Origin of the sequence: Azotobacter chroococcum (assembly GCF_004339665.1) — a bacterium.
GTDB classification, from domain to species: domain Bacteria; phylum Pseudomonadota; class Gammaproteobacteria; order Pseudomonadales; family Pseudomonadaceae; genus Azotobacter; species Azotobacter chroococcum.
This window is the reverse complement of sequence record NZ_SMMU01000005.1, coordinates 62,584-83,157: the sequence shown is the minus strand read 5'-3', so window position 1 is coordinate 83,157 and position 20,574 is coordinate 62,584. Positions and strand designations below refer to the sequence as shown.

Here is a 20,574-nt window from a genome sequence, read left to right as displayed (position 1 = left end):
GTTTCGAAGCTGCCGCGTTTCGCGGCAGTTTCTTTATTGTCAGTTGAAAAAGAAAGGACTTCATGAAACGCCTGCTGCTGCCTGCGGTCCTCGCCGCCTTGATGACCGCCGAGGTTCACGCCGAGTCCTTCACCATCACCGATATCCGTGTCAATGGTCTGCAGAGGGTCTCCGCCGGTAGCGTGTTCAGTGCCCTGCCGCTCAACGTTGGCGATCAGGTAGATGATCGGCGTCTCGTGGAGGGTGCGCGTGCACTTTTCAAGACCGGTTTCTTTCAGGATATCCAGCTTGGCCATGATGGCAACATCCTTGTCATCACTGTAGTCGAGCGGCCTTCGATTTCCAGCATCGAGCTGGAAGGCAACAAGGCCATCAAGTCGGAAGACCTGCTGAACGGCCTGAAGCAGTCCGGCCTGGCCGAGGGCGAGATCTTCCAGCGGGCAACCCTGGAAGGGGTGCGCAACGAGCTGCAGCGCCAGTATGTCGCCCAAGGCCGCTATTCGGCCTCGATCGAGACCGAAGTCGTGCCGCAGCCGCGCAACCGGGTGGCCCTGAAGATCAAGATCAATGAAGGTTCGGTCGCCGCCATCCAGCACATCAATGTGGTGGGCAACACCGTCTTTCCGGACGAGACCCTGATCGGCCTGTTCGAACTGAAGACCACCAACCTGTTGTCCTTCTTCCGCAACGACGACAAGTATGCCCGCGAGAAGCTGTCCGGCGACCTGGAGCGCCTGCGCTCCTACTATCTGGATCGTGGCTACATCAACATGGATATCGCCTCCACCCAGGTATCCATCACGCCGGACAAGCGGCATGTCTACATCACCGTCAACATCGACGAGGGCGAGAAGTACAGCATCCGCGAAGTCAAGCTCACTGGTGACCTGAAGGTTCCGGAAGAGGAAATCGCGTCCCTGCTGCTGGTCAAGGAAGGCCAGGTGTTCTCCCGCAAGGTGATGACCAGCAGTTCCGAGCTGATCACCCGGCGCCTGGGCAACGAGGGCTATACCTTCGCCAACGTCAATGCCGTGCCCGAGCCCCACGACGAGGACAAGACGGTTTCCGTCACCTTCGTGGTCGATCCGGGCAAGCGGGCCTACGTCAACCGCATCAACTTTCGCGGCAACACCAAGACCGAGGACGAGGTGCTGCGTCGCGAGATGCGCCAGATGGAGGGCGGCTGGGCCTCGACCTACCTGATCGACCAGTCCAAGACCCGTCTCGAGCGGCTGGGCTTCTTCAAGGAGGTCAGCGTCCAGACACCGCAGGTGCCGGGCACCGACGACCAGGTGGATGTCAACTTCACCGTCGAGGAGCAGGCGTCCGGCTCCGTCACCGCCAGCGTCGGCTTTGCCCAGAATGCCGGTCTGGTCCTGGGCGGCTCGATCAGCCAGAACAACTTTCTCGGCAGCGGCAACAAGGTCACCATCGGCCTGACCCGCAGCGAGTACCAGACCAACTACAACTTCGGCTTCGTCGACCCCTACTGGACCGAGGACGGCATCAGCCTTGGCTACAATGTGTTCTTGAAGTCCACCGACTATGACGATCTGGAGGTGGACTACTCCAGCTACTCGGTGGACAGCTTCGGCACCGGCGTCAACATCGGCTATCCGATCAGCGAAACCTCGCGTCTGAGCTTCGGTCTTACCGCCCAGCAGGACAGCATCGATACCGGCACCTTTACGGTCGACGAGATCTTCGAGTTCCTCGACGAGGAAGGTGACGACTACCTGAACCTCAAGGCCTCGGCCGGCTGGTCCGAGTCGACCCTGAATCGCGGGGTAATGCCCACGCGCGGCACCTCCCAGAGCCTGGTATTCGAAACCACGCTGCCCGGCAGCGATCTGTCATTTTACAAGATCGATTACAATGCCCAGATGTTCAAGGCGTTGACGGACGATTACACCCTGCGTTTCCATACCAAGCTGGGGTATGGAGACAGCTTTGGTTCCACCACGAAAATGCCCTTCTACGAGCACTACTATGCCGGCGGTTTTTCTTCCATCCGCGGCTTCAAGGACAACACGCTGGGCGCGCGCAGTACGCCGAGCCGGGGCGAGGCGGTGACCGGCAACGAGGGGACCGAGGAGGATTCGGATCAGGACGAACAGCCGTTCGGCGGCAACGTGCTGATGCTCGGCGGGGTCGAGATGATGTTTCCGATGCCGTTCGTCAAGGACCAGCGCTCGCTGCGCACCTCCCTGTTCTGGGATGTGGGCAACGTGTTCGATACCAACTGCAGTTCCTCACAGAAGGAGCGCAACGACGAAAGTTGCGATATCGACTTCAGCAACATGGCCAGCTCCATCGGGCTGGGCGTGACCTGGGTTAGCGGCTTCGGCCCGCTGAGCTTCAGTCTGGCCGTGCCGGTCATGAAGCCCGACGACGCCGAAACCCAGGTGTTCCAGTTCTCAATGGGTCAGAGCTTCTAACGGGCCCGGCCCTCATCACGTAAATGCTGCAAAGCGGGAGTTCATCGTGCGCAAGCTGACTCAATGGGTTTTATTAAGTGCTGCCCTTCTGGCAACACCGGCCTTCGCGGAAATGAAGATTGCCGTGCTCAATTATCAGATGGCCCTGCTCGAGTCCGATGCGGCGAAGAAGTATGCTGTGGATGCGGAGAAGAAATTCGGTCCGCAGCTGAACAAGCTGAAGACCCTCGAGAGCGACGCCAAGCGCATCCAGGATCGGCTGGTGAAGGAGGGCGAGAGGATGCAGACCGCCGAGCGCGAGCGTCTCGAGCTCGAGTTCAAGCAGAAGGCCCGCGACTTCCAGTTCCAGTCCAAGGAGCTGAACGAGGCCAAGGCGGTTGCCGACCGCGAGATGCTCAAGCAGCTCAAGCCGAAGCTGGATCAGGCCGTCGAGGAGGTCATCAAGAAGGGAAGCTACGATCTGGTGCTCGAGCAGGGCTCGGTGGTTGAGGTCAAGCCTCAATATGAGATCACTCGCCAGGTCATCGAGCGCATGAACCAGATGCGCTGATGATGAGCATGCCCGCATTCACTCTCGGCGAGCTGGCTGAGCGCCTTGGCGCTACGCTGCGTGGTGCCGCGGACAGAACCGTTCGCGGGCTTGCCACCCTTGAGGAGGCCGGCCCCGAGCAACTGAGCTTTCTCGCCAACCCCAAATACCGCAAATATCTGGAGAGTACCCGCGCCGGAGCCCTGCTGCTGACCCCGGCGGACGCCGAGTTCTATGCGGGGGATGCCCTGTTGCTGGCCAATCCCTATCTGGCCTATGCCCAGTTGTCGCACCTGTTCGATCCGAAGCCTGTCGCGCCTGCCGGAGTGCATGCCACTGCCCTGGTCGCGCCGGATGCCAGCGTCCATCCGAGCGCCAGCGTCGGCGCCTATGCGGTGATCGAGGCTGGGGCGCGGATCGAGGCGGGGGTCACGGTCGGTGCGCACTGTTTCATCGGTGCCCGCAGCGTGATCGCTGAGGGTGGCTGGCTGGCCCCGCGGGTAACGCTCTACCATGACGTGCGGATCGGTCGGCGGGTGGTCATCCAGTCCGGCGCGGTGATCGGCGGCGAGGGTTTCGGTTTCGCCAACGAAAAGGGTGTCTGGCGCAAGATCGCTCAGATCGGCGGGGTGACCATCGGCGACGACGTGGAAATTGGCGCCAATACCACCATCGACCGCGGTGCGCTGGCCGATACCCTGATCGGCAACGGCGTCAAACTGGATAATCAAATCATGATCGCGCACAACGTGCAGATCGGCGATCACACCGCCATGGCCGGCTGCGTCGGCATTTCCGGCAGTACCAAGATCGGCAGGCACTGCATGATCGCCGGCGGCGTTGGCATGGTGGGGCATATCGAGGTGTGCGACGGGGTGTTCGTCACCGGGATGACCATGGTCACCCGCTCGATTCACGAGCCGGGCGCCTACTCTTCCGGCACGGCGATGCAGCCTGCTGCCGAATGGAAGAAGAGTGCTGCCCGCATCCGCCAGCTGGACGATCTGGCGCGGCGCCTGCAGCAGATGGAAAAGCGCTTGGCGACCGTGACCTCCGACGGAGATGCTACATCAGAGGCTGACCCACTTTGATGTGCGTCCCCAATCTTACTTACAGGCTTTCCTGGAAATGATGGACATTAACGAGATTCGCGAATACCTGCCGCACCGCTATCCTTTCCTTCTGGTTGATCGGGTGGTGGACCTTGATGTTGAAGGCCAGCGCATTCGCGCCTACAAGAATGTCAGCATCAACGAGCCGTTCTTCAATGGCCACTTTCCCCAGCACCCGATCATGCCGGGTGTGCTGATCATCGAGGCGATGGCCCAGGCCGCCGGTATCCTGGGCTTCAAGATGCTGGACGTGAAGCCCGCCGACGGCACGATCTACTACTTCGTCGGCTCGGACAAGATGCGCTTCCGGCAGCCGGTAATGCCGGGCGATCAGCTGATTCTCGAAGCCAGGTTCCTCAGCGCCAAGCGCAGTATCTGGAAGTTCGAGTGCCAGGCCAGGGTAGACGACAAGCAGGTCTGTTCGGGCGAAATCATCTGTGCGGAACGTAAGCTATGAGTTTGATCGATCCTCGCGCCATCATCGACCCGACCGCCACCTTGGCGCCCGACGTACGTATCGGTCCTTGGACTCTGATCGGGCCGAACGTGCACATCGGCGAAGGCACCGAGATCGGTCCCCATGTGATCGTCAAGGGGCCGACTTGGATCGGCCGGCACAACAAAATCTTCCAGTTCTCCACCATCGGCGAGGATACCCCAGACCTGAAATACAAGGGTGAGCCGACCCGGCTGGTGATCGGCGACCACAACGTGATCCGCGAAGGGGTCACCATCCATCGCGGCACTGTCCAGGACCGTTCGGAAACCACCATCGCTGACCACAACCTGATCATGGCCTATGTGCACATCGGCCATGACAGCGTGGTGGGCAGTCACTGCATCCTCATCAACAACGCCTCCCTGGCCGGTCACGTGCATGTGGGCGACTGGGCGATCCTCTCCGGCTATACCCTGATCCACCAGCATTGCCAGATCGGTGCGCACAGCTTTGTCGGCATGGGCAGCGGCGTGTCCAAGGATGTGCCGGCCTTCGTCACCGTCCTCGGCAGCCCGGCCCAGGCCCGCAGCATGAACTTCGAGGGCATGCGCCGGCGCGGCTTCAGCTCGGAGGTCATGAATGCGCTGCGCCGGGCCTACAAGGTCGTCTATCGCCAGGGGCTGACCGTGGAGCAGGCGCTGGTGGAGCTCGAGGAGGCGGCCAGGCAGTTCCCCGAGGTCGCGATCTTCCGCGACTCCGTGCGTGCGTCCACCCGCGGGATCACCCGCTGAGATGGCTTGCGTCATGCGCGTGGCCCTGGTGGCCGGCGAGGCCTCGGGCGACATCCTTGGCGCCAGCCTGATGCAGGCCCTGAAGGCGGCCCGCCCTGATATCGAGTTCATCGGCGTCGGCGGCCCGCGCATGCAGGCCGAGGGGCTGCAGTCGTATTTCCCCATGGAGCGTCTGGCGGTCATGGGCTTGTTCGAGGTGCTCGGCCGTCTCCCCGAGCTGCTGCTGCGCCGCCGGCGGCTGATTCGCAGCCTGCTCGAAGCCCGTCCCGACGTGTACATTGGCATCGATGCGCCGGATTTCAATCTGGGCGTCGAACTCCGCTTGCGCCGTGCCGGCATTCGTACCGTGCACTATGTCAGTCCGTCGGTGTGGGCCTGGCGGCAGAAACGCGTGCTGAAGATCCGCCAGGCCTGCGACTTGATGCTCACCCTGTTTCCCTTCGAGGCGCAGTTCTACGAGGCACAGGACGTGCCGGTACGTTTCGTCGGCCATCCGCTGGCCGATCAGGTGCCCCTGCAGACCGATCGCGACGCCGCCCGCGCCGCTCTGGATCTGACCGCCGGGGAGACCATCGTCGCCCTGATGCCGGGCAGCCGCGGTGGCGAGCTGGCTCGTCTCGGCCCGCTGTTTCTCGAGGCTGCCGAGCGCCTGCTGGCGCTGCACGCCGGAGCGCTGCGCTTCGTGGTGCCCTGCGCCAGTTCCGAACGGCGCCGGCAGCTCGAGGAGATGCTCAGCCATACCCGTCGCGACCTGCCGGTGATGCTGCTCGACGGCCGCTCCCACGAGGCACTGGCGGCCTGCGATGCGGTGCTCATCGCTTCCGGTACCGCGACCCTGGAGGCTCTGCTGTACAAGCGGCCGATGGTGGTGGCCTATCGCCTGGCGCCGCTGACCTACAAGGTTGCGAGACACCTGGTGAAGACGCCGTTCTTCTCCCTGCCCAATCTGCTCGCCGGCCGGGCGCTGGTGCCCGAGCTGCTGCAGGAGCGCGCGACCCCCGAGGCGCTGGCCGAGGCGCTGATGCCGTTGCTGGAGATAGGTCGGGAGCAGGCCGAGTGCTTCGACGCCATCCATCGCTCGCTGCGCCGGGACGCCTCGCACCAGGCGGCCGAGTCGGTGCTCGAGCTGGCGGAGCGCGCCTGATGCAGCTGGGGCTGGACTTCGGCCGGGTCGAGGCGCTGGTCGCCGGTGTCGACGAAGTCGGTCGCGGCCCGCTCTGCGGGGCGGTGGTCACTGCTGCGGTGATCCTTGATCCGGCGCGGCCGATCATGGGGCTGAACGACTCGAAGAAGCTTTCCGAAGCCCGTCGCGAGGCGCTGTTCGAGGAAATCCGCGAGAAGGCGCTGGCCTGGTGCATCGCCCGTGCCGAGGTGGAGGAGATCGACCGGCTGAACATCCTCCAGGCGACCCTGCTGGCCATGCAGCGTGCCGTGGAGGGGCTCGCCGTGACGCCCCGTCTGGCGCTGATCGACGGCAACCGCTGTCCGAAGCTGGCGGTGCCCTGCGCGCCGGTAATCAAGGGTGACGCCCAGGTGCCGGCCATCGCCGCGGCCTCGATCCTCGCCAAGGTTGCCCGGGATCGGGAAATGCTCGCGCTGGATGCCCTCTATCCGGGCTATGGACTGGCCAGGCACAAGGGCTATCCCACGGCTATGCACCTGGAGGCCCTGGCCCGTCTGGGGCCGAGCGCCATCCATCGGCGCTCCTTCGCGCCGGTGCGCGAGCGGCTCGAGGCCGCTTTCCGTTCCGGTGTCCTGCCCGACACGCTGCCCTCCTGAGCGAGCGCTCGCCGCGAACAGTTGCCGCCAGGGCGGTTATAATCCCGCCTCTGCCGTTTCCCTGTCAGTCAAGGTCTGCCATGTCCGTTTCCTTCGTCCACCTGCGCGTGCACACCGAGTTTTCCCTGGTCGACGGCCTGGTACGGGTCAAGCCGCTGATCAAGGCGGTGGCCGGGGCAGGCATGCCGGCGGTGGCAGTCACCGACCAGAGCAACATGTGCTCGCTGGTGAAGTTCTACAAGGCCGCCATGAGCGGCGGGGTCAAGCCGATCTGCGGCGCCGATCTCTGGCTGGCCAGCCCCGAGGCCGACGGCCCGCTGTCGCGCCTGACCCTGCTGGCGATGGATGCCAGGGGTTACCGCAACCTCACCGAGCTGGTCTCCCGGGGCTGGGCCGAGGGCCAGCACGGCGATGGTCTGGTGATCGTCCAGCGCGACTGGGTGAAGGAGGCTGCCGAGGGGCTGATCGCGTTGTCCGGGGCGCGGGAAGGGGAGATCGGCCTGGCGCTGCTCAACGGCCACGTCGACGAGGCGGCGGCGCTGCTCGAGGAGTGGCTGGTGGTGTTCCCCGAGCGTTTCTATCTGGAAGTGCAGCGCACCGGCCGGGTTGGCGACGAGGAGTACCTGCATGCGGTCGTCGAGCTGGCGTCGCGCTGCGATGCCCCGCTGGTGGCCACCAATGACGTGCGCTTTCTCAAGCAGGAGGACTTCGAGGCCCACGAGACCCGCGTCTGCATCGGCGAGGGGCGCGTCCTCGGCGATCCGCGACGGCCGCGCAACTACTCCGACCAGCAGTACCTGAAGACGCCGGCGGAAATGTGGGAGCTGTTTTCCGACCTGCCCGAGGCGCTGGAAAACAGCGTGGAGATCGCCCGACGCTGCAATATCGAGGTGCGCCTGGGCAAGCACTTCTTGCCCAATTTCCCGGTACCGGAAGGCATGACCATCGGCGACTACCTGCGTCAGGTGTCCTTCGAGGGGCTGGAGGAGCGTCTGGAGGTGCTGCTGCCAAAGGACACGCCCGACTACGAGGAGAGGCACCAGGTCTACGTCGATCGCCTGGAGTTCGAGCTGGGCACCATCATCCAGATGGGCTTTCCCGGCTACTTCCTGATCGTGATGGACTTCATCAAGTGGGCGAAGAACAACGGCGTGCCGGTCGGCCCCGGCCGCGGTTCCGGCGCCGGTTCGCTGGTGGCTTACGTGCTGAAGATCACCGATCTCGACCCGCTGGCCTACGACCTGCTGTTCGAGCGTTTCCTCAACCCCGAGCGGGTCTCCATGCCCGACTTCGACGTCGACTTCTGCATGGACGGCCGCGACCGGGTCATCGACTACGTGGCGGAAACCTACGGGCGCAACGCGGTGAGCCAGATCATCACCTTCGGCTCGATGGCGGCCAAGGCGGTGGTGCGCGACGTGGCGCGGGTGCAGGGCAAGTCCTACGGCCTGGCCGACCGCCTGTCGAAGATGATCCCCTTCGAGGTCGGCATGACCCTGGAGAAGGCCTACGAGCAGGAGGAGATGCTCCGCGAATTCCTCAGGAGCGACGAGGAGGCCCAGGAGATCTGGGACATGGCCCTCAAGCTGGAGGGCATCACCCGCGGCACCGGCAAGCACGCCGGTGGCGTGGTGATCGCGCCGACCAAGCTCACCGACTTCGCCCCCATCGCCTGCGACGAGGATGGCGGCGGCCTGGTGACCCAGTTCGACAAGGACGACGTGGAAGCCGCCGGCCTGGTCAAGTTCGACTTCCTCGGCCTGCGCACCCTGACCATCATCAAGTGGGCGATGGAGACCATCAACCGCGAACAGGCCAAGAAAGGCCTGGAGCCGGTGAACATCGACTTCATCCCGCTGGACGACAAGGCGACCTACGCGCTCCTGCAGAGGGCCGAGACCACCGCGGTATTCCAGTTGGAATCGCGCGGCATGAAGGAGCTGATCAAGAAGCTCAAGCCCGACAACATCGAAGACATGATCGCGTTGGTGGCGCTGTTCCGTCCGGGCCCTCTGCAGTCGGGCATGGTGGACGACTTCATCAACCGCAAGCACGGGCGTGCGGAGATTTCCTACCCGCACTCCGATTACCAATACGCAGGCCTCGAGCCGGTTCTGAAGCCCACCTACGGCATTATCCTGTATCAGGAGCAGGTGATGCAGATTGCCCAGGTGATGGCCGGCTACACCCTGGGCGGCGCCGACATGCTGCGCCGCGCCATGGGCAAGAAGAAGCCCGAGGAAATGGCCAAGCAGCGCGGCGGCTTCATCGAGGGCTGCGCCAATAATGGTATCGATGGGGATCTGGCGGGCAACATCTTCGATCTGGTGGAAAAGTTTGCCGGTTATGGTTTCAACAAGTCGCACTCGGCCGCCTACGGCCTGGTCTCCTACCAGACCGCCTGGCTGAAGACCCACTACCCAGCGCCCTTCATGGCGGCGGTGCTTTCCGCGGACATGCACAACACCGACAAGGTGGTGACCCTGATCGAGGAGTGTCGCAGCATGAAGCTGCGCCTCGTCGCGCCGGACGTGAACAACTCCGAGTTCATGTTCACCGTCGACGACGAGGGGCGCATCGTCTACGGCCTGGGGGCGATCAAGGGGGTCGGCGAGGGGCCGGTCGAGGCCATCGTCGAGTGCCGGGGGGACGGTGGCCCGTTCAAGGACCTTTTCGACTTCTGTGCGCGGGTCGATCTCAAGCGGATCAACAAGCGCACCCTCGAGGCGCTGATCCGCGGCGGCGCTCTGGACCGCCTGGGGCCGTACTTCTCCGACGAGCCCAAGGCCTACCAGGCGAGCATCGACCGCAACCGGGCGGTCCTGTTGGCCGCCGTGGAGGAGGCCGTGCAGGCTGCCGAGCAGACCGCGCGCAGTGCCGACAGCGGCCATCTGGACCTGTTCGGCGGGCTGTTCGCCGAGCCCGAGGCGGACGTCTACGCCCACCATCGCAACGCCCGCGAACTATCACTCAAGGAACGCCTGAAGGGCGAGAAGGACACCCTCGGCCTGTACCTGACCGGTCACCCGATCGACGAGTACGAGAGCGAGATCCGCCGCTTCGCCCGCCAGCGCATCGTCGAACTGCGCCCGGCGCGGGATACCCAGACCGTCGCCGGACTGATCGTCAACCTGCGGGTGATGAGGAACAAGAAGGGCGACAAGATGGGTTTCATCACCCTCGACGACCGTTCCGCGCGGATCGAGGCTTCGCTGTTCGCCGATGCCTTCGCCAGCGCCCAGGCGCTGTTGCAGACCGACGCCCTGGTGGTGGTGGAGGGCGAGGTCAGCAACGACGACTTTTCCGGTGGCCTGCGCCTGCGCGCCAAGCGGGTGATGAGCCTGGAGGAGGCGCGCACCGGGCTGGCCGAGAGCCTGCGTCTGCAGGTCGCCAGCGAGGCGCTGGGCGGCGACCGCCTGCGCTGGCTGGCGGAACTCTGCAGACGCCATCGCGGCGCCTGTCCGATCACCCTGGACTACAGCGGGCGCGAGGCGCGCGCCCTGCTGCAGTTCGGCGAGGCGTGGCGGATCGATCCGGCGGACAGCCTGATCCAGGCGCTGCGTGACCAGTTCGGCAAGGACAACGTCTTTCTGCACTACCGCTGAGACGAACGCCGGCGGAATCAGCGTGCGCGAGGATCGTTCCGGACTGCTCCGATCCTCGACGCCAGGTGCCCGATCCCGTAAGGTTGGGGCGCCAAACGGAACAGCAAACGGCCGCCTGGCCGTCGACTCAAGACGGAAACTTATGAACCCGAATTTTCTGGATTTCGAACAGCCGATTGCCGACCTGCAAGCCAAGATCGAAGAACTGCGTCTGGTCGGCGATGACAATGCGCTGAACATCAGCGACGAGATTTCCCGCCTCCAGGACAAGAGCCATGCGCTCACCGCGAGCATCTTCGGCAACCTGACCAGTTGGCAGATCGCCCAGCTGGCGCGGCATCCGCGGCGCCCTTACACCCTCGACTATCTCGAGCACATTTTCACCGAGTTCGAAGAGTTGCACGGCGACCGCCACTTCACCGACGACGCCGCCATCGTCGGTGGCGTGGCACGTCTGGACGGCGAGCCGGTGATGGTCATCGGTCATCAGAAGGGCCGCGACGTGCGCGAGAAGGTCCGCCGCAACTTCGGCATGCCGCGTCCCGAAGGCTACCGCAAGGCCTGCCGCCTGATGGAGATGGCCGAGCGCTTCAAGCTGCCGATCCTGACCTTCATCGACACTCCCGGCGCCTATCCTGGCATCGACGCCGAGGAGCGCAACCAGAGCGAGGCCATCGCCTGGAACCTGCGGGTGATGGCGCGCCTGAAGACGCCGATCATCGCCACGGTGATCGGCGAGGGTGGCTCCGGCGGCGCGCTGGCGATCGGCGTCTGCGACCGTCTGAACATGCTGCAGTACTCGACCTACGCGGTGATTTCGCCGGAAGGCTGCGCCTCGATCCTCTGGCGTACCGCCGAGAAGGCTGCCGATGCCGCCGAGGCGATGGGCATTACCGCCGCGCGCCTGCGGGATCTCGGCATCGTCGACGAGGTGATCGGCGAACCCCTGGGTGGCGCTCACCGCGATCCGGCCGCCACCGCCGAGGGCATCCGGCAGCAGCTGCTGGCCCAGCTGGAGGTCCTGCGCGGCCTGGATAGCGACACGCTGCTCGAGCAGCGCTACGAGCGTCTGATGAGCTACGGCAGGGTCTGATGGGCGATGACCGGCGGAACCGCGTGGGCGTGCCTGGCCCGTTTGGGATCTGTCGGTCGGCTGCTGTGCCGCGCGGTGGCTTCCGGTCCACCGCGCTGACGCTTGCGTGATTTTCCTTGCATGACCCTGGAGTCTCGCCTGCTCGCCGTCCTGGCTCCCTGGCGCGACACGCCGGGCTGGCGCCTGGCCTTTTCCGGCGGGCTGGACTCCACCGTCCTCCTGCACCTGCTGGTCCGGCTCGGCCGGCGGCACCGCTTGCCGCCGCTGACCGCCCTGCATGTACATCATGGTCTGCAGCGCGTGGCCGATGACTGGCCGGAGCATTGCCGGCAGGTCTGCGCGCGGCTGGGGGTTCCCCTGCAGGTTCTCCGGGTTCGTGTCGAGGCGGGCGCCAGCCTCGAGTGCGCCGCCCGCGAGGCGCGCTACCGGGCCTTTGCCGAACTCTTGGGGGAGGGCGAGTTGCTGTTGACGGCGCAGCACCAGGACGATCAGGCGGAAACCCTGCTGTTCCGCCTGCTGCGCGGGGCCGGGGTGCGCGGTCTGGCGGCCATGCCGGACATGCGTCCGCTCGGTCGTGGCCGGCTGCTGCGGCCCCTGCTGGAGGTTTCCCGCGGCGAGCTGGAGCGCTATGCCGTCGCGCAGGGGTTGCGGTGGGTCGAGGACCCCTCCAACCGCGATCAGCACTTTTCCCGCAACTTTCTGCGTCACCGGGTGCTGCCGCTGCTTGCCGAGCGCTGGCCGCAGGCCACGCGGAGCATGGCTCGCAGCGCCGCGCACATGGCCGAGGCCCGGGAACTGCTGGACGATCTGGCACGGCTGGACCTGGCCGTCGCCGGGGATGAAGGCGATTTTTCCTGGCTCGGGCTGCCGTCGCTGGCTCTGGCGCCGCTGCTTGGACTGTCCCCGGCGCGCCAGCGCAATGCCCTGCGCCACTGGCTGGAGCCCTTCACACTCCTGCCGGATACCGGCCACTGGGCGGGCTGGGAGGCGCTATGCAAGGCGGCGCCGGAGGCGGCACCGGTCTGGCGCCTGGCCCGGGGCGAGGTGCAGCGGGGTGCCGGGCGGATCTGGTGGCTCGCCGGCGACTGGCTGCAGCCGCCCGTCGGGCCGCTGTCCTGGACCGAACCGACAGAGCCGCTGGCGCTGCCGGGCAACGGCTGCCTGCAGCTGCAGGGCCGGGGGCCGGGCGGTCCTCTCGAGGTGCGCTACCGGCAGGGCGGCGAGGTGCTGGCCGTGGCGGGGCGCGGCCATCGTGACCTCAAGCGCCTGCTCAACGAGTGCGGCCTGCCGGGCTTCGTCCGTGGCCGTCTGCCGCTGCTCTATCGCGGTGCCGAGCTGCTTGCAGTGGCCGCGCTGCCCGGCCTCGACGGACCGCCCGACGGGAGCTGGAGTCTGTTGTGGAGGCCGCCGGAAAATGTCGAAAATTTGAGCTGAAAAACCCTTTCCGGTAGACTACGCTCCCGTCTTACATCGCCACTGCGGGCTCCAGCCAGGGAACCCGCAGTGTCTTGCTGTTGTCGCACAGTGCGCAATCGCTCCTTCGCTTCCCCGGCGGCGCCGGCCGCTTAAACGCAGACTTCTAGGGTTATTCATGACGCGCTACATCTTCGTCACGGGCGGTGTTGTTTCTTCATTGGGGAAAGGCATCGCATCGGCATCCTTGGCGGCTATCCTGGAGGCGCGGGGGCTGAAGGTCACCCTGCTCAAACTGGATCCCTACATCAACGTCGATCCGGGCACCATGAGCCCCTTCCAGCACGGCGAGGTGTTCGTCACCCAAGATGGAGCCGAGACCGACCTCGACCTGGGTCACTACGAGCGCTTCGTGCGCACCACCATGACCCGCAACAACAACTTCACCACCGGTCGTGTCTACGAGGAGGTGCTGCGCAAGGAGCGCCGCGGCGACTACCTGGGCGCGACCATCCAGGTCATTCCGCACATCACCGACGAGATCAAGCGGCGCATCATCAAGGGTGCCGGTGATGCCGACGTGGCCATGGTGGAGATCGGCGGCACCGTCGGCGACATCGAGTCCCAGCCATTCCTCGAGGCGATCCGCCAGTTGCGCCTGGAAGTGGGCGCCAAGCGTGCGATGCTGATCCACCTGACTCTGGTGCCCTACATCGCCACCGCCGGCGAGACCAAGACCAAGCCGACCCAGCACTCGGTGAAGGAGCTGCGCTCCATCGGCCTGCAGCCGGATGTGCTGATCTGCCGCTCCGACCACCCGATCGACATCTCCTCGCGGCGCAAGATCGCGCTCTTCACCAACGTGGAGGAGCGCGCGGTGATCGCCCTGGAAGACGTCGACACCATCTACAAGATCCCTTCGGTGCTGCATGCCCAGGGCCTCGACGACATCGTCGTCGAGCGCTTCGGTCTGGAATGCAAGGGTGCCGACCTCTCCGAATGGGAGCGCGTGGTCGATGCCAAGCTGCATCCGGAGAAGGAAGTCACCATCGCCATGGTCGGCAAGTACATGGAGCTGCTGGATGCCTACAAGTCGCTGATCGAGGCCATGGGGCATGCCGGCATCCAGACCCGCACTCGCGTCAACCTGCGCTACATCGACTCGGAAGACATCGAGAACCAGGGCACTGCGCTGCTGGAAGGCGCCGACGCCATCCTGGTGCCGGGCGGCTTCGGCCTGCGCGGGGTGGAGGGCAAGGTCGCCGCGGTCAGGTATGCCCGCGAGAACCGGATCCCCTACCTGGGCATCTGCCTCGGCATGCAGGTGGCGGTGATCGAGTACGCCCGCAACGTGCTGGGCTGGGCGGATGCCAACTCCACGGAATTCGACAAGTCTTCCGGCCATCCGGTGGTCGGCCTGATCACCGAATGGCAGGACGCCACCGGCGCCACCGAAACCCGCACCGAGTCCTCCGACCTGGGCGGCACCATGCGTCTCGGTGCCCAGGACTGCCAGCTGGAGGGTGGCTCCCAGGTACGCCAGTGCTACGGCCGGGATGTGATCGTCGAGCGTCACCGCCATCGCTACGAAGTCAACAACAACCTGTTGTCGCAGCTGACTGGGGCTGGCCTCAAGGTCACCGGCCGCTCCGGCGACGGCGCGCTGGTGGAGGTGATCGAGGTGGCCGACCATCCCTGGTTCGTTGCCTGCCAGTTCCACCCGGAATTCACCTCGACTCCGCGCGACGGCCATCCGCTGTTCAGCGGCTTCGTCAACGCCGCGCTCGCGCAGAAAGCCCGGAAGGCCTGAACCATGACCCAGAAGACCATTCGAGTCGGCACTATCGAGATCGCCAACGACAAGCCCATGGTGCTGTTCGGCGGGATGAACGTGCTGGAGTCGCGCGACCTGGCGCTGAAGGTCTGCGAGGAATACGTGCGGGTCACCGAGAAGCTCGGCATCCCCTACGTGTTCAAGGCCAGCTTCGACAAGGCCAATCGCTCCTCGATCACCTCCTACCGCGGCCCTGGCCTCGAAGAGGGCATGAGGATCTTCGAGGAGGTGAAGAAGACCTTCGGCGTGCCAGTGCTCACCGACGTTCACGAGCCGCATCAGGCGGCGCCGGTGGCGGAAGTCTGCGACATCCTCCAACTGCCGGCCTTCCTCTCCCGGCAGACCGACCTGGTGGTCGCCATGGCGAAAACCGGTGCGGTGATCAACATCAAGAAGGCCCAGTTCCTCGCCCCGCAGGAGATGAAGCACATCCTCGCGAAGTGCGAGGAGGCCGGCAACGACCAACTGATCCTCTGCGAGCGCGGCACCTCCTTCGGCTACAACAACCTGGTGGTCGACATGCTCGGCTTCGGCATCATGAAGCAGTTCGAGTACCCGGTGTTCTTCGACGTGACCCACGCCCTGCAGATGCCGGGCGGGCGCGCCGACTCCGCCGGCGGCCGCCGCGCCCAGGTCACCGACCTGGCCAAGGCTGGTATCAGCCAGGGGCTGGCCGGACTGTTCCTCGAGGCCCATCCGGACCCCGACAACGCCAGGTGCGACGGCCCCTGCGCCCTGCGTCTGGATAAGCTCGAGCCCTTCCTCGCCCAGCTCAAGCAGCTGGACGATCTGGTCAAGAAATTCCCGCCAATCGAAACTGCTTGAACCCTGTCGCTTGCAGCTATCTATGGAGTGTTGAACAACAATGGCAAAGATCGTCGACATCAAGGGACGCGAAGTGCTCGATTCCCGTGGCAACCCCACCGTGGAAGCCGACGTGATTCTCGACAATGGCATCATCGGCAGTGCCTGTGCCCCATCCGGTGCCTCCACCGGCTCCCGCGAGGCGCTGGAGCTGCGTGACGGTGACAAGGCGCGCTATCTGGGCAAGGGCGTGCTGAAGGCCGTGGCCAACGTCAACGGTCCCATCCGCGACCTGCTGCTGGGCAAGGATCCGGCCGACCAGAAGGCGCTGGACCAGGCGATGATCGAGCTGGACGGCACCGAGAACAAGGCCAGCCTGGGCGCCAACGCGATCCTCGCCGTGTCTCTGGCCGCCGCCAAGGCCGCCGCCAAGGACAAGGGCGTGCCGCTCTATGCGCACATCGCCGACCTGAACGGCACCCCGGGCGTCTACTCCATGCCGGTGCCGATGATGAACATCATCAACGGCGGCGAACATGCCGACAACAACGTCGACATCCAGGAGTTCATGGTGCAGCCGGTCGGCGCCAAGAGCTTCGCCGACGCGCTGCGCATGGGCGCCGAGATCTTCCACAACCTGAAGGCCGTGCTGAAGGCTCGTGGCCTCAACACCGCCGTGGGTGACGAAGGCGGCTTCGCGCCGAACCTGGCTTCCAACGAGGATGCCCTGGCCGCCATTGCCGAGGCCGTCGAGAAGGCCGGCTACCAGCTGGGCACTGACGTGACCCTGGCCCTGGACTGCGCTTCCAGCGAGTTCTACAAGGATGGCAAGTACGATCTGGCCGGCGAAGGCAAGGTATTCGACGCCGCCGGTTTTGCCGACTACCTGGCCGGGCTGACCCAGCGCTACCCGATCATCTCCATCGAGGATGGCATGGACGAGTCCGACTGGGCGGGCTGGAAGAGCCTGACCGAGAAGATCGGCGAGAAGGTGCAGCTGGTCGGCGACGATCTGTTCGTCACCAACACCAAGATCCTCAAAGAGGGCATCGAGAAGGGCATCGGCAACTCGATCCTGATCAAGTTCAACCAGATCGGCTCGCTGACCGAAACCCTGGAAGCCATCCAGATGGCCAAGGCTGCCGGCTACACCGCGGTGATCTCCCACCGCAGCGGCGAAACCGAAGACAGCACCATCGCCGACCTGGCCGTGGGCACCGCCGCCGGGCAGATCAAGACCGGCTCGCTGTGCCGCTCCGACCGCGTATCCAAGTACAACCAGCTGCTGCGCATCGAGGAGCAACTGGGCGCCAAGGCTCCGTACAAGGGCCGTGCCGAGTTCCGCGGCTGATCGCGGTATGCTTTGAAAAAGGGGCGGCGCAAGCTGCCCCTTTTCGTATGGAGCAAGTCCATGGACAGAGCGCTGGCGAGGCGCCTTGCCTTAGAGTGGAATATCCACATGTCATTCCTGCGTAGTCACTACTGGCTTTTCGTCGTGCTGGGCCTGCTGCTGGGCGGTCTGCAGTATCGCCTGTGGGTGGGCGATGGCAGCCTGGCGCAGGTGACCGATCTGAAGCGGCAGATCTCCGAGCAGCAGCGTGAGAACGAGCGCCTGCACGAGCGCAACCGGATTCTCGAGGCCGAGGTGCGCGAGCTGAAGAAGGGGATGGAAACCGTCGAGGAGCGCGCCCGGCATGAGCTCGGCATGGTCAAAGAAGGCGAAACCCTCTATCAGCTGACCAAATGAACGTTTCCGAGCTGCCATTCTTCTGGGCCGTGATCCCGGCGGCCGGCATCGGCAGCCGCATGCGCGCCGATCGCCCCAAGCAATATCTGTTGCTCGGCGGCAGAACCATCCTGGAACATACCCTCGACTGCTTCCTCGGCCACCCCCGCCTGAAGGGGCTGGCGATCAGCCTGGCGGCAGACGATCCCTACTGGCCGCTGCTGCCCTGTGCGGGCGACGGGCGCATTCTGCGAGCCGCCGGCGGCGGCGAACGGGCCGATTCGGTGTTCAATGCCCTGCAGCTGCTCGCCGGACAAGGCGCGGAGGCGTCCGACTGGGTGCTGGTGCACGACGCCGCGCGCCCGAACCTGGCCCGCGCCGATCTGGACCGGCTGCTCGCCGAACTGGCCGACGATCCGGTGGGCGGACTGCTGGCGGTGCCGGCGCGGGACACCCTGAAACGCGCCGATGCCGATGGCCGGGTGCGTCAGACCGTGGACCGCTCGGTGATCTGGCAGGCCTACACGCCGCAGATGTTCCGCCTCGGCGCGTTGTACCAGGCGCTGGGCGATGCGCTGCAGGCGGGCGTGGCGATCACCGACGAGTCCTCCGCGATGGAGTGGGCCGGACAGGCGCCGCGGCTGATCGAGGGGCGTGCGGACAACCTGAAGATCACCCGTCCTGAGGATCTGGAGTGGCTGGCCCGGCGCTGGGCGGACGACTGAGCGCCCAGTCACTGCTCGTCGGAAAGGCTGGCGGGAATCTTTTCCCGATGACCGGTCATCCCCTCCGACCCTTGAATTAGACTTCTGCTTTTCCAACGCGTCGAGATTGCCTGTCATGACCATCAAATCCCGTGCCGCCGTCGCTTTCGGCCCGAACCAGCCGCTGCAAGTCGTCGAGGTGGATGTGGCGCCGCCGCAGAAGGGCGAGGTGCTGGTGCGCATCGTCGCCACCGGCGTCTGCCATACCGATGCCTACACCCTCTCGGGGCAGGACTCCGAAGGCGTGTTTCCGTGCATCCTGGGCCACGAGGGCGGCGGCATCGTCGAGGCGGTGGGCGAAGGCGTCACCTCGCTCGCGGTCGGCGACCACGTGATTCCGCTGTATACCGCCGAATGCCGCGAGTGCAAGTTCTGCAAGTCCGGCAAGACCAACCTGTGCCAGGCGGTGCGTGCCACCCAGGGCAAGGGCCTGATGCCGGACGGTACCACCCGCTTCAGCTACCAGGGCCAGCCGATCTACCACTACATGGGCTGCTCGACCTTCTCCGAGTACACCGTGCTGCCGGAAATCTCCCTGGCCAGGATCCCCAAGGACGCGCCACTGGAGAAGGTCTGCCTGCTCGGCTGCGGCGTGACTACCGGTATCGGCGCGGTGCTCAACACCGCCAAGGTCACCGAGGGCTCCACCGTGGCCATCTTCGGTCTGGGCGGCATCGGTCTGGCGGCGATCATCGGCGCGAAGATGGCCAAGGCCTCGCGGATCATCGGCATCGACATCAACCCGGCCAAGTTCGAGGTCGCCCGCGAGCTGGGCGCCACCGACTTCGTCAACCCGAAGGATCACGAGAAGCCGATCCAGGAGGTCATCGTCGAGATGACCGACGGCGGCGTGGATTACAGCTTCGAGTGCATCGGCAACGTGCAGCTGATGCGCGCGGCGCTGGAGTGCTGCCACAAGGGTTGGGGCGAGTCGACCATCATCGGCGTGGCGCCGGCCGGCGCCGAGATCAGCACCCGGCCGTTCCAGCTGGTCACCGGTCGGGTCTGGCGCGGCTCGGCCTTCGGTGGCGTCAAGGGTCGCACCGAACTGCCGAGCTATGTGGAGAAGGCGCAGAAGGGCGAGATCCCGCTGGACACCTTCATCACTCACACCATGGGTCTGGAAGACATCAACAAGGCCTTCGACCTGATGCACGAGGGCAAGAGCATCCGCACCGTCATCCATTTTTAAGCCGAACGGAAGCATAGGGTGGGTTAGGCTGCAGGCCGTAACCCACCAACCGGCCCACCAGGCCGGCCAACAAGGGTGATGCCTTTCGGCATCGGCGGTGGCTTGCGTCGCTGCGCGGCTAACCCGCCCGGCTAGACTACCTTGGGATTTGTCCATGACCCTCGAACTGCTCTCCAGCCAGAAAAGCTTCGGCGGCTGGCACAAGCGCTACCGTCACCGCTCCGTCAGCCTGAACTGCGACATGGTGTTCGCCGTCTACCTGCCGCCGCAGGCGGAGCAGGGTGGTCGACTGCCGGTGCTGTACTGGCTGAGCGGCCTGACCTGCACCGACGAGAACTTCATGCAGAAGGCCGGCGCGCACCGGCTCGCCGCCGAACTGGGGCTGGTGCTGGTCGCGCCGGACACCAGCCCGCGCGGTGCCGAGGTGCCGGGCGATCCGGACGGTGCCTGGGATTTCGGCCATGGCGCCGGTTTCTACCTGAATGCCACCGAAGAGCCTTGGGCGCGGCACTACCGCATGCACGACTACGTGGTGCACGAGCTGCCGGCCTTGGTCGAGGCCGGCTTTCCGGTGAACGAGCGGCGCGGCATCAGCGGCCATTCCATGGGCGGTCATGGTGCGCTGGTCTGCGCCCTGCGCAATCCGGGGCGCTACCGCTCGCTATCGGCCTTCGCGCCGATCGCCAACCCGAGCAGTTGCCCCTGGGGTGAGAAGGCCTTCAGTCGCTATCTGGGCGGGGATCGCGAGCGCTGGAAGGGCTGGGATGCCTGCGCGCTGCTCGCCGAAGCCGAGGAGCGCCTGCCGATCCTGGTGGACCAGGGCGATGCCGACGGCTTCCTTGTCGAGCAGCTCAGGCCCGAGGCCCTGCAGGCTGCCGCGGCGGCGGTCGGGCATCCGCTGACCCTGCGCCTGCAACCAGGCTACGAGCATGGCTACTACTTCATCGCCAGCTTCATCGACGATCACCTGCGCCATCATGCTGCAGCGCTGAGTCTGTAGGTGCAGGTTGCCTCCTGTCGGACTGCGAGTCCTGTAGAATCACGGCCCGACTTCT

Annotated in this window: 17 protein-coding genes; all 17 read left to right on the top strand. The window is 65.2% G+C overall.

The features are described from left to right. Positions 1-62: 62 nt before the first annotated feature. The 17 genes from bamA (at position 63) to fghA (ending at position 20,519) form a co-directional block, all read left to right on the top strand. The gene (gene bamA, locus EV691_RS06680) at positions 63-2,438 is read left to right on the top strand and encodes an outer membrane protein assembly factor BamA (protein ID WP_131301320.1); all 2,376 of its coding nucleotides are present in this window, start codon (positions 63-65) and stop codon (positions 2,436-2,438) included. A 46-nt stretch (positions 2,439-2,484) separates the two neighbouring features. Next, complete coding sequence (locus EV691_RS06675; RefSeq protein ID WP_131301318.1) at positions 2,485-2,988, top strand: OmpH/Skp family outer membrane protein; 504 nt, start codon at positions 2,485-2,487, stop codon at positions 2,986-2,988. Beyond that, positions 2,988-4,058 carry a UDP-3-O-(3-hydroxymyristoyl)glucosamine N-acyltransferase gene (gene lpxD, locus EV691_RS06670; RefSeq protein WP_131301316.1) on the top strand — a complete coding sequence of 357 codons (1,071 nt, stop codon included), beginning with the start codon at positions 2,988-2,990 and terminating at the stop codon, positions 4,056-4,058. The genes EV691_RS06675 and lpxD overlap by 1 nt, the downstream gene beginning before the upstream one ends. 37 nt (positions 4,059-4,095) lie before the next feature. Then, positions 4,096-4,536, top strand: a complete 441-nt coding sequence (fabZ, locus tag EV691_RS06665) for a 3-hydroxyacyl-ACP dehydratase FabZ (protein ID WP_039807552.1) — start codon at positions 4,096-4,098, stop codon at positions 4,534-4,536. Then, a complete protein-coding gene (gene lpxA, locus EV691_RS06660) occupies positions 4,533-5,309 on the top strand; it encodes an acyl-ACP--UDP-N-acetylglucosamine O-acyltransferase (protein ID WP_131301314.1) in 777 nt (258 codons plus the stop codon). The genes fabZ and lpxA overlap by 4 nt, the downstream gene beginning before the upstream one ends. A 1-nt stretch (position 5,310) precedes the next feature. Further along, positions 5,311-6,453: a lipid-A-disaccharide synthase gene (gene lpxB, locus EV691_RS06655; protein WP_131301312.1), complete on the top strand. Its 1,143-nt coding sequence runs from the start codon at positions 5,311-5,313 to the stop codon at positions 6,451-6,453. Continuing rightward, positions 6,453-7,088 carry a ribonuclease HII gene (rnhB, locus tag EV691_RS06650; protein ID WP_131301310.1) on the top strand — a complete coding sequence of 212 codons (636 nt, stop codon included), beginning with the start codon at positions 6,453-6,455 and terminating at the stop codon, positions 7,086-7,088. The genes lpxB and rnhB overlap by 1 nt, the downstream gene beginning before the upstream one ends. A gap of 80 nt (positions 7,089-7,168) precedes the next feature. Then, on the top strand, positions 7,169-10,693 hold the full coding sequence (dnaE, locus tag EV691_RS06645) for a DNA polymerase III subunit alpha (protein ID WP_131301308.1): 3,525 nt from the start codon (positions 7,169-7,171) through the stop codon (positions 10,691-10,693). Between the two features lie 142 nt (positions 10,694-10,835). Further along, positions 10,836-11,786 carry an acetyl-CoA carboxylase carboxyltransferase subunit alpha gene (locus tag EV691_RS06640; RefSeq protein ID WP_039802657.1) on the top strand — a complete coding sequence of 317 codons (951 nt, stop codon included), beginning with the start codon at positions 10,836-10,838 and terminating at the stop codon, positions 11,784-11,786. A gap of 120 nt (positions 11,787-11,906) precedes the next feature. Continuing rightward, entirely contained in the window at positions 11,907-13,220 is a 1,314-nt protein-coding gene (gene tilS / locus EV691_RS06635; RefSeq protein ID WP_131301307.1) for a tRNA lysidine(34) synthetase TilS, read from the top strand. Positions 13,221-13,377: 157 nt separating this feature from the next. Further along, positions 13,378-15,009, top strand: coding sequence for a CTP synthase (locus tag EV691_RS06630; protein ID WP_131301305.1), 1,632 nt, complete (start codon positions 13,378-13,380; stop codon positions 15,007-15,009). 3 nt (positions 15,010-15,012) lie between these two features. Further along, positions 15,013-15,858 (top strand): 3-deoxy-8-phosphooctulonate synthase, encoded by an 846-nt coding sequence (gene kdsA / locus EV691_RS06625; protein ID WP_131301303.1) that lies wholly within the window; start codon positions 15,013-15,015, stop codon positions 15,856-15,858. A gap of 40 nt (positions 15,859-15,898) precedes the next feature. Continuing rightward, a complete protein-coding gene (gene eno, locus EV691_RS06620; RefSeq protein ID WP_131301301.1) occupies positions 15,899-17,188 on the top strand; it encodes a phosphopyruvate hydratase in 1,290 nt (429 codons plus the stop codon). A 108-nt stretch (positions 17,189-17,296) separates the two neighbouring features. After that, positions 17,297-17,584, top strand: a complete 288-nt coding sequence (gene ftsB, locus EV691_RS06615) for a cell division protein FtsB (RefSeq protein WP_089168886.1) — start codon at positions 17,297-17,299, stop codon at positions 17,582-17,584. Beyond that, positions 17,581-18,288, top strand: coding sequence for a 2-C-methyl-D-erythritol 4-phosphate cytidylyltransferase (gene ispD, locus EV691_RS06610; protein ID WP_131301299.1), 708 nt, complete (start codon positions 17,581-17,583; stop codon positions 18,286-18,288). Before ftsB ends, ispD begins: the two co-directional genes overlap by 4 nt. A gap of 115 nt (positions 18,289-18,403) precedes the next feature. Next, positions 18,404-19,519, top strand: a complete 1,116-nt coding sequence (locus EV691_RS06605) for an S-(hydroxymethyl)glutathione dehydrogenase/class III alcohol dehydrogenase (RefSeq protein ID WP_131301297.1) — start codon at positions 18,404-18,406, stop codon at positions 19,517-19,519. A gap of 154 nt (positions 19,520-19,673) precedes the next feature. Continuing rightward, the gene (gene fghA, locus EV691_RS06600; RefSeq protein WP_131301295.1) at positions 19,674-20,519 is read left to right on the top strand and encodes an S-formylglutathione hydrolase; all 846 of its coding nucleotides are present in this window, start codon (positions 19,674-19,676) and stop codon (positions 20,517-20,519) included. The last annotated feature ends 55 nt before the right edge of the window (positions 20,520-20,574 follow it).